At 62.0% G+C, this 9,136-nt stretch carries 12 protein-coding genes; 3 read left to right on the top strand and 9 right to left on the bottom strand.

All coding sequences use genetic code 11. The features are described from left to right. The 4 genes from proB to rplU form a co-directional block, all read right to left on the bottom strand. Window positions 1–498: glutamate 5-kinase (gene proB, locus HP546_RS20725; RefSeq protein ID WP_172228929.1), on the bottom strand; the 498-nt coding region annotated here is incomplete at its 3' end. 85 nt (window positions 499–583) lie between these two features. Then, a complete protein-coding gene (cgtA, locus tag HP546_RS20730) occupies window positions 584–1,810 on the bottom strand; it encodes an Obg family GTPase CgtA (protein ID WP_172228941.1) in 1,227 nt (408 codons plus the stop codon). 189 nt (window positions 1,811–1,999) lie between these two features. Continuing rightward, window positions 2,000–2,257 (bottom strand): 50S ribosomal protein L27, encoded by a 258-nt coding sequence (gene rpmA / locus HP546_RS20735; protein WP_003247464.1) that lies wholly within the window; start codon window positions 2,255–2,257, stop codon window positions 2,000–2,002. Between the two features lie 38 nt (window positions 2,258–2,295). Beyond that, window positions 2,296–2,610, bottom strand: a complete 315-nt coding sequence (rplU, locus tag HP546_RS20740; protein ID WP_003247466.1) for a 50S ribosomal protein L21 — start codon at window positions 2,608–2,610, stop codon at window positions 2,296–2,298. A gap of 244 nt (window positions 2,611–2,854) precedes the next feature. On the opposite strand from rplU, the gene HP546_RS20745 reads away from it, so the two are divergent. The 3 genes from HP546_RS20745 (at window position 2,855) to HP546_RS20755 (ending at window position 4,682) form a co-directional block, all read left to right on the top strand. Next, window positions 2,855–3,823, top strand: a complete 969-nt coding sequence (locus tag HP546_RS20745; RefSeq protein ID WP_172228943.1) for a polyprenyl synthetase family protein — start codon at window positions 2,855–2,857, stop codon at window positions 3,821–3,823. Window positions 3,824–4,010: 187 nt separating this feature from the next. Beyond that, a complete protein-coding gene (locus tag HP546_RS20750) occupies window positions 4,011–4,352 on the top strand; it encodes a zinc ribbon domain-containing protein YjdM (RefSeq protein ID WP_172228945.1) in 342 nt (113 codons plus the stop codon). A gap of 84 nt (window positions 4,353–4,436) precedes the next feature. Further along, window positions 4,437–4,682 (top strand): hypothetical protein, encoded by a 246-nt coding sequence (locus tag HP546_RS20755; protein ID WP_010951938.1) that lies wholly within the window; start codon window positions 4,437–4,439, stop codon window positions 4,680–4,682. Window positions 4,683–4,789: 107 nt separating this feature from the next. Here HP546_RS20755 and HP546_RS20760 read toward each other — a convergent pair whose 3' ends face one another. From HP546_RS20760 to HP546_RS20780, 5 genes are all read right to left on the bottom strand, one after another. Further along, window positions 4,790–5,407, bottom strand: coding sequence for an FKBP-type peptidyl-prolyl cis-trans isomerase (locus HP546_RS20760; RefSeq protein WP_172228947.1), 618 nt, complete (start codon window positions 5,405–5,407; stop codon window positions 4,790–4,792). An 85-nt stretch (window positions 5,408–5,492) separates the two neighbouring features. After that, a complete protein-coding gene (locus HP546_RS20765) occupies window positions 5,493–5,798 on the bottom strand; it encodes a DUF6482 family protein (protein WP_172228949.1) in 306 nt (101 codons plus the stop codon). 127 nt (window positions 5,799–5,925) lie between these two features. After that, the gene (locus HP546_RS20770; protein ID WP_016501546.1) at window positions 5,926–6,414 is read right to left on the bottom strand and encodes a TIGR00645 family protein; all 489 of its coding nucleotides are present in this window, start codon (window positions 6,412–6,414) and stop codon (window positions 5,926–5,928) included. 107 nt (window positions 6,415–6,521) lie between these two features. Further along, window positions 6,522–6,860, bottom strand: coding sequence for a hypothetical protein (locus HP546_RS20775; RefSeq protein ID WP_085673987.1), 339 nt, complete (start codon window positions 6,858–6,860; stop codon window positions 6,522–6,524). 162 nt (window positions 6,861–7,022) lie between these two features. Continuing rightward, on the bottom strand, window positions 7,023–9,136 hold a 2,114-nt coding region (locus HP546_RS20780; RefSeq protein WP_172228951.1), incomplete at its 5' end, for a Lon protease family protein.

Consider the following 9,136-nt stretch of genomic DNA (forward strand, 5'->3'; position numbering starts at 1 on the left):
GGCTTCGACCAGGTTGGCCACCAGCGCCGCCAGGGTGTCGTTGTCGCCGAAGCGGATTTCGTCGGTGACCACGGTGTCGTTTTCGTTGATCACCGGCACTACACCCAGGTCGACCAGGGTGCGCAGGGTGCTGCGGGCGTTGAGGTAACGCTTGCGGTCGGACAGGTCGTCGTGGGTCAGCAGGATCTGCGCAGTGTGCTTGCCGTGCTCGCCGAAGCTCGACTCCCAGGCCTGTACCAGGCGCATCTGGCCGAGCGATGCAGCGGCCTGCAGCTCGTTCATCGCACTCGGTCGCGTGGTCCAGCCCAGCTGGCTCATGCCGGCAGCCACGGCCCCGGAGGAGACCAGTACCAACTCCACGCCTGCCTCACGCAGCGCGACCATCTGCTCGACCCAAACGGCCATGGCACCGCGGTCGAGGCCTTTGCCATCGGCGGTCAGCAGCGCACTGCCAATCTTCACGACCCAGCGCCTGGCGCCCGTCACCTTGCTTCGCATCGTCTTCCAACCTATGTCGAATCTGTAGATACCGTAGATACAAAAACGCCGCTCCAGAGAGCGGCGTTCAGTGTACTGCAACCGGTCAGTCGCGCACGTAAATGATTTCCGGGCCGTCTTCGTCGTCCTCGAAATCATCGTCCCACGCGTCATCGTCGCCGATGTCGTGCACGCTCTTGACGCCGGTGCGACGCAGGGTACGGGCGTCGTCCAGGGCCTGCAGCTGGGCACGGGCTTCGTCTTCGATGCGCTGGTCGAGGTCGGCCAGTTCTTCGGCGTAGGCCGGGTCGTTGGCCAGGCGGTCGGCGCGGTCTTCGAGGTAGCGCATCAGGTCGTGGCTGAGCTTCTCGGTGCCCTGCTTGGAGATGGCCGAAATCACGTAGACCGGGCCTTCCCACTGCAGGCGCTCGACCACTTCCTTGACCCGCTCGTCACGCTCGTCGTCCATGACCATGTCGGCCTTGTTCAGCACCAGCCAACGCTCACGCTCGGCCAGCGACGGGCTGAACTGGGTCAGCTCGTTGACGATGACTTCGGCGGCGTCGGCCGGGCTGCTTTCGTCCAGCGGCGCCATGTCGACCAGGTGCAGCAGCACGCGGGTACGCGCCAGGTGCTTGAGGAAGCGGATGCCCAGGCCGGCGCCTTCGGAAGCGCCTTCGATCAGGCCGGGGATGTCGGCGATGACGAAGCTCTTCCAGCGGTCGACACTGACCACGCCCAGGTTGGGCACCAGGGTGGTGAACGGGTAGTCCGCCACTTTCGGCTTGGCAGCCGAGACCGAGCGGATGAAGGTGCTCTTGCCGGCGTTCGGCAGGCCCAGCAGACCGACGTCGGCCAGCACTTTCATTTCCATTTTCAGGTCGCGCTGATCACCAGGCTTGCCCGGGGTGGTCTGACGCGGTGCACGGTTGGTGCTGGACTTGAAACGGGTGTTACCCAGGCCGTGCCAGCCGCCCTGGGCGACCATCAGCTTCTGGCCAGGGGTGATCAGGTCACCGATCACTTCCTGGGTCGAGGCGTCGATCACGGTGGTGCCGACTGGCACGCGCAGGAACAGGTCTTCACCCTTCTTGCCGGTGCAATCGGTACTGCCACCGTTGGAGCCACGCTGGGCCTCGTGGTGACGGGTGTAGCGATAGTCGACCAGGGTGTTGAGGTTTTCGTCAGCGACCATGTACACCGAACCGCCGTCGCCACCGTCACCCCCGTTGGGGCCACCGTTCTCGATGAATTTCTCGCGACGGAAGCTCATGCAACCGTTGCCGCCGTCACCGGCCTTGACCCGAATGGATACTTCGTCAACAAACTTCATTCAAAAACCGCCTCTCGCCTTCCGACGAGTTGAATACTGATAAACCTGAGGCTCTTGCAAAAATGAGCGCGGCGGCCCCGTACGACCGAAGAAACCCACGCCGGCAGCCCATACAAACAGCTTTGCAAGAGGCTCAACACAAACGAAAAAGCCCCGTCGCATGACGGGGCTTCTGGAGCGACGTCGCAATTAAGCGGCGACGATGCTCACGTAACGGCGCATGAACTCGCCTTTCTTCTCGAACTTGATCACGCCTTCGATCTTGGCGAACAAGGTGTGATCCTTGCCCATGCCAACGCCGTAGCCGGCGTGGAATTCGGTGCCACGCTGACGGACGATGATGTTGCCCGGCTTGATAACCTGGCCGCCATACATCTTCACGCCAAGGCGTTTCGATTCTGAGTCGCGACCGTTACGAGTACTACCACCAGCCTTCTTGTGAGCCATGGTTCAATTCTCCAAATAAATTCAGGGGATCTAGGGGATTAAGCCTGGATGCCGGTGATTTTGATCTCGGTGAACCACTGGCGGTGGCCCATGCGCTTCATGTGGTGCTTACGACGACGGAACTTGATGATGCGAACCTTGTCGTGGCGGCCTTGCGAAACGACTTCGGCCACTACTTTAGCGCCAGCAACCACTGGAGCACCGATGGTGACTTCTTCACCGTTGGCGACCAGCAGAACGCGATCGAAAGTCACGGATTCGCCAGTGGCGACTTCCAGCTTCTCGATCTTGAGGAATTCACCTTCAGCGACTTTGTACTGCTTGCCGCCGGTAACGATTACTGCGTAAGACATGGTATTTCTCCGATAATCCTGCTCACCCAGCGCTTTATATGATGAGTATTGGCTGGCATGGCTGCACAGGGCTGGAACGGCCCGGCGCAATTGCGTAAGGCAGGTGCTGCCCAGGAAGTTAGGGTGCGCGATTGTACGCAACCCGGGTTTTGCTTGCAAGTACCGCCCCCGGCCAGCAGGCACCGCGCCTTGACACACCGGGACCCGCGACCTAGCATGCCGCGCAACCTTATTGGAGCAGCCGATGCAACCCCAAACCTTCTACCGCGCGGTGGCTGATGACTTCAGCGCCGTCGACGAGATCATCAAGAAGCAGCTGACCTCGCGCGTGCCGCTGGTATCGAAGATCGGCGACTATATCACGTCCGCCGGTGGCAAGCGCCTGCGTCCCCTGCTGGTACTGCTGTGTGGCAAGGCGCTCGGCCGCGAGGGCGACGACCTGCGCCTGCTGGCCGCTACCATCGAATTCCTGCACACCGCCACCCTGCTGCACGACGACGTGGTCGACATGTCCGGCATGCGCCGTGGCCGCTCCACCGCCAATGCCCTGTGGGGCAACGCGCCGAGCGTACTGGTAGGCGACTTCCTTTATTCGCGCTCGTTCGAAATGATGGTCGAACTGGGCTCGATGCCGGTCATGCAGATTCTGTCCAAGGCCACCCGCGTGATTGCCGAGGGTGAAGTGCTGCAGCTGTCGCGGGTACGCGACGCCAGCACCACCGAGGACGTCTACATGGAGGTCATCCGCGGCAAGACCGCCATGCTGTTCGAAGCCTCGACCCACAGCGCCGCTGCGCTGGCCGGGGCGAGCGAAGAGCAGCGCGAGGCCCTGCGAACCTTTGGTGACCACCTGGGCGTGGCCTTCCAGCTGGTCGACGACCTGCTGGACTACAAGGGTGACTCGCAGACCTTGGGCAAGAACGTCGGTGACGACCTGGCCGAAGGCAAGCCTACCCTGCCGCTGATCTACACCATGCGCGAAGGTACTGCCGAGCAGGCGGCGCTGGTGCGCAAGGCCATCCAGAAGGGTGGCCTGGAGGACCTGGAGCAGATTCGCGTGGCAGTCGAAGAGTCGGGTGCGCTGCAGTACACCGCAGAGCTGGCGCGCGATTACGTGAAGCGTGCCATTGCCTGCCTGGAAGTGCTGCCGGCCAGCGAATACCGGGATGCGCTGGTAGAACTGAGCGAGTTCGCCGTAGCCCGTACTCACTGATAGAGCGAGTCGCCCTCTTCGCGGGCTTGCCCGCTCCCACAGGATGAGTACCGCCGCTGAGGTTAGTGCTATCCCTGTGGAAGCGGGCAAGCCCGCGAATGCTTTTGTCCGGACATAATCACTTCTGGGAAAATACCTTTTACAATGCAGGCCTTTAACCGCCTGTCTGTTTGTTTGAGGAACCGAAGTGAGCACTCTGCCGCCCTGCCCGAAATGCAACTCCGAATACACCTATGAGGATGGCGCTCAGCTGATCTGCCCTGAATGCGCCCACGAGTGGTCGGCCAGCGGCGACGCCGAAGCGGCCAGCGATGAGGTGGTGAAGAAGGACTCGGTCGGCAACATCCTGCAGGACGGCGATACCGTCACCGTGATCAAGGACCTCAAGGTCAAAGGCTCGTCCCTGGTGGTCAAGGTCGGCACCAAGGTCAAGAACATCCGCCTGTGCGACGGCGACCACGACATCGATTGCAAAATCGACGGCATCGGCGCCATGAAGCTGAAGTCCGAGTTCGTACGCAAAGTCTGATTACTCAAGATTCTGCCAATTGGCGCTTGCTATTTTGATAATAAGAATTATTCTCATTGGAACTGCTATCCAAGGAGAATAGCCATGACTTATCTGATCGACGCCTGGCTGGAACGCCCTCACCCCTACCTGCGCATTCTTCATCGGGAAACCGGCGAAGTGTGCGCGGTGCTTGAAGAAGAAGCGCTCGACGAATTGCGTGACCAGGGCGACCTGGACATGAGCGGGTTGAATTCGAGTGAACCGGGGGTGCTCAAGGAGCTGGTGCGGAATTTGTTTCTGTTCTGCTATGCACGGGCATTGCGCCCTGGGGGAACAGACTGGAATTGAGGCTGCCAGGGCCGGCCTCATCGCCGGCAAGTCAGCTCCCACAAGTACAACGCAGCCTGTGGGAGCTGGCTTGCCGGCGAATGGGCCGCAAGGCGGCCCCAGCGGTGTTACAGAACGTCGAGCAGCTCGACGTCGAACACCAGCACGCTGTGCGGCGGGATGCTGCCAACGCCTTGGGCGCCGTAAGCCAGCTCGCTCGGCACGTACAGGCGCCATTTGCTGCCAGCGTTCATCAGCTGCAGGGCTTCGGTCCAGCCAGCAATCACGCCACCGACCGGGAATTCAGCCGGCTGGCCACGCTCGTAGGAGCTGTCGAACACGGTGCCGTCGATCAGGGTGCCGTGGTAGTGCGTGCGCACGTTGTCTTCGCGGGTCGGCTTGGCGCCTTCGCCAGCGGTCAGCACTTCGAACTGCAGGCCCGAAGCCAGGGTGGTGATGCCGTCACGCTTGGCGTTTTCAGCCAGGAATTCCTTGCCAGCGCCAGCGGCGGCTTCGGCCTTGGCGGCAGCTTCGGCCTGCATGATGTCGCGGATGACCTTGAAGCTGGCCGACAGGTCGGCTTCGCTGACGCGGCTGTCGGCGCCATTGAAGGCGTCGGTCAGGCCGGCCAGGATGGCATCCAGGCTAACGCCCGGTGGCGGGTTGTCGCGCAGCTGGCCGCCCAGCTGGCGGCCGATGCCGTAGCTTACGCGGGTTTCGTCGGTGGACAGGTTGAGTTCGGACATGGTCGTGCTCCACTGCAGGGCGCAGTGCAGCCGCGCCCTTGATGAAAAGGGCGAGCAGCCTAGCACACTGGGGCGCGGCGAGCAGCTACCAGGCCGAGCGCTGGGAAATCGGCACCTTCAGGTCTTCTTCAGGGTGCGAACCCATGCCGCACATTTCGTCCTGGACCGACCAGTGGACCAGGTGCATCGAGACCAACGGGATGGTTTGCAGCAACTTGCGGGCTTCCTCCACCGAGTGCACGCGCAGGCGTTCCCCACGGGCATCGGACAAGGGATGCGCGTGGCCTTTTACCCGGGCCTCGAGCAGGTAGTCACCGCCTTCGATGGCGATCAGGTTCAGTTCGTCGACATGGCCAGCCCTGGCCTCGGCATTGAGCTTCTGCAGGTTCATGAGAGCACCTCGCGTGGGAACCGTGCATGAGAGCTCATTTTTTGTACAGGCAGAGCAAAAGCACAAGCCAGAAACGACACCGCCCGTCCGTTTTGCAACGGACGGGCGGTGTCAGCTTCGACCAGGCTCAGTGCTTGGTCAGCTTGTCCAGGTAACCCATGCAGAACGCCGACACCACGAAGGTCATGTGGATGATCACGTACCACATCAGGTAATCGGTAGAGATGTTCTGCGCATCCATGAACACCCGCAGCAGGTGAATGGACGAAATCGCCACGATCGATGCGGCCACCTTCATCTTCAGCGACGAAGAGTCCATCTTGCCCAGCCAGTTGAGCTTTTCCTTGCTGTCGTCGATGTCCAGTTGCGAGACGAAGTTCTCGTAGCCGGAAATCATCACCATCACCAGCAGGCCGCCCACCAGCGACATGTCGATCAGCGACAGGATCACCAGGATCAGGTCCGCCTCGCTCAGGGCAAAGACATTGGGCAGGACGTGGACCACTTCCTGGAAGAATTTCAGCGCCAGGGCCAGCAGGCCGAGGGACAGGCCAAAGTAGATAGGTGCGAGCAGCCAGCGCGAGGCATACATCGCATTTTCGAGAATACGTTCCATGAAGTTCGGGACTCGTCAGGTGACTAAAAAAGCGACGGCGAGTATAGCCAGCCACCTGTTACAGCAAAAGCCCGGTGTTGGGGCTGCCCGGCAGCCCCGGCAGTCGTTCAGGTCTCAGGATGAAACTGGTAATCCCCAAGGTTGCGACAGCGCTCGCCATTGATCCGCCGTAATTGCGCCTGCAGATGCAGACACCAGATTTGCGGGTCTTCGGCCACCTGATACCCATGCAGGGTCAGGCTGTCGACAATGGCATTGAGCACCGATTCGGCCACCATCGGCCCATGGAACGGGCCCTGGGCCTTGATCGCGGAAGGTTGTTCACCGGCCATGCCGGCGGCGAACAGCAAGGTCCACATGCCGTTGTCCCCGGCCAGCGGGCGAATGCTGCATTCGATGCGGGTCACCAGGCCCAGGCACTGGCGTGTGAGGCTGAGGTTGCGCATGGCCGCGTCCCCTCCATAGAGCCTTGTTCAGCCCGAAAAACTCAGGCTGTCTCCATCCTGAACGCTGATACTGTCCTAAGTTCCAGCATAGAATAGCCGCGCAGAAAGTTGGAAAACCGGCGCTGAACGGTAGCACATCGCCGCTAGCGCCGGTTTATTGACTCAGGCCGGCTTGGCCTGGGCAATCACCTCTTCCAGGCGTTCCTTTTCCGCCCTTTCGATTTCTTCCTCACCGATCATTTCGGCAATTTCGCGCAGGCGCTCCACCACCCGGGCGTTGACGCTGCCCTCGGTGAACTGGCCCTTTTCATCCGGCACACCGGCTTCCTCGCCCACCAACAGGCTCAGTGCCTCATCGGCCTGGCTGACGGCGTAGACGTGGAACATCCCATTCTCCACCGCCTGCAGCACACGCTCGTCGAGCATCAGCGTGGCCACGTTGGCCCGCGGAATGATCACCCCTTGCTCGCCGGTCAGGCCACGCGCATCGCACAGGCGGAAGAAGCCCTCGATCTTCTCGTTGACCCCACCCACTGCCTGCACTTCACCGAACTGGTTGATGGAACCTGTGATGGCGAAGCATTGCTTGAGCGGCGTACGCGACAACGCCGAGATCAGGGTGCAGGCTTCACCCAGCGAGGCGCTGTCGCCGTCCACGTAGCCGTAGGACTGCTCCAGGGCGATGCTCGCGGAAATCGCCAGCGGGAATTCCTGGGCATAGCGGCTGCCCATGTAGCCGGTCAGGATCATCACCCCCTTGGAGTGAATTGGCTGGCCGAGGTTGACCTCGCGCTCGATGTCGACGATGCCGCTGCCGCCCGGGTAGACGGTGGCGGAGATCCGCGCCGGCATGCCGAACGCGGAGTCGCCTACTTCCAGCACCGTCAGCCCGTTGCACTTGCCGATGGCCGCGCCTTCGGTGTCGATCAGGATGATCCCGGCCAGCATGTCGTCCAGCACCCGTTGCGATACACGCCCGGTGCGGGTGGCCTTGGCCTTGAGCGCCCGTTCGATGTGGCCGGAGTCGGTCATTTCGTCACTGGCCAGCTGGCGGATGAAATCGGCCTCGCTGACCAGCTGGAAAAGGTCGCCGATACGCGCCGAAAGGCGCGACTGGTTCTCTGCCAGGCGGGCGCTGTAGGTGGCCAGGCGCGCCACTGCGTCGCTGGTCAGCGGCGCCATGCCCTCTTCGTTGGTACGGGTGCGCAACAGTTGGGCGAACTGCTCCAGGTTCTCGTCGACCATGGGCATGTCTTCGTCGAAGTCCACCAGCACCCGGAACATCTCCTGGAAGTCCGAGTCATGGTCCTGCAACGCGTAGTACAGCTGGCGCGAGCCGATGATGATCAGCTTCACGTTCAGCGGAATCATCTGCGGTGTCAGGCTGACCGAGGCCACGCGGCCCAGTTCGCCAATGGGCGACTCCATTTTCAGCTTGCGCGACTGCAGGGCGCGCTTGAGGGCGTCCCACACGAATGGCTCGCCGAGCATTTTCTCGGCTTCGAGAATCAGGAATCCGCCATTGGCACGGTGCAATGCGCCCGGGCGCAGCTGGCGGTACGAGGTGTAAAGCGCGCCCTGGTCGGTGCTGTATTCGATGCGGCCGAACAGGTTGTCGTAGGTCGGGTGCGGCTCGAACACCACCGGCGCCCCGCCGTCGGCGTGGTGGCCGACTACCAGGCTTGGGGCGTACTGCTCTTCGAGCAGTTTGCGTGCGACCGCGTCGGTCTTGCTGTCGTCGACCAGTTGCTCGACCACGGTGCGCAGCAGGTTCAGCTGCACCGATTGCAGGTAGGCGCAGACCGCCGCGTTTTCCGCGTACTTTTCCGACAGCGGCGCCAGCAAAGGTTGCAGGGCCAGGGTAATGGTTTCTTCGTTGAGCTGACGCAGCTGGTTGTTCGACTCGCGCTTCCACTGCGGCAGGCTGGCCAGCTCTTCGTTCAGCCGCTCCTCGAGCATGGCGATGTCATCGTGGAACTGCTCGCGCACCGCTTCGGGCAACTGGGCGAACTCGGCCTCATCCAGCGCCTTGCCCTCGGCCATCGGGGTGAAGGCCACGTTGCTGGCATCGCGGTACAAGGCCACGTCCTTCTCCAGCGAAGCGCGCTCGATCACATCCAGGGCGCGGTCGTAACGCTGGTTGAAGGCGCGGTCGATGGCACCCTTCTTCTGCTGGTACGACGGGTGCTCGAACACTGCCGGGAAGGTGGCCAGCAGGTTGTCGATCAGCCCGCTCATGTCGTTGATGAATTCCCCGGCACTGCCGGACGGCAACT

Origin of the sequence: Pseudomonas sp. CM25 (assembly GCF_013179705.1) — a bacterium.
Classification (GTDB): Bacteria; Pseudomonadota; Gammaproteobacteria; order Pseudomonadales; family Pseudomonadaceae; genus Aquipseudomonas.